General features: G+C 68.5%; 1 protein-coding gene. It reads left to right on the top strand.

The window, feature by feature from the left end:
- A partial coding sequence (locus QP415_RS12120; RefSeq protein WP_442953493.1) for a glycosyltransferase occupies positions 1–260 on the top strand: 260 nt, incomplete at both ends.

A 260-nucleotide genomic window follows, 5' to 3' on the forward strand; every position in this document is an offset into this window, starting at 1 on the left:
GCATGGTGCCGGGCAAGGGATGGGCCACCTTTATCGAGGCCGTGGCGCAGCTACGCTCCAGCGGCCTGGAGGTCACGGGCGAGCTTCTGGGAGCGGGTGCCGATCTGGAGGCTGCACGCGAGCTCATTGCGGCACGAGGCCTCACCGATGCCGTGAGCGCCCCTGGCCGAGTGAGCGCCGACGAGGTACGTTCCCGTTTGGCGGGCGCCACCCTCGTCAATCCGACGGTCCTGTCGGAGGGTTTCCAGACGACTCTCCTC

This window comes from Pauljensenia sp. UMB3104, assembly GCF_030217285.1.
Classification (GTDB): Bacteria; Actinomycetota; Actinomycetes; order Actinomycetales; family Actinomycetaceae; genus Pauljensenia.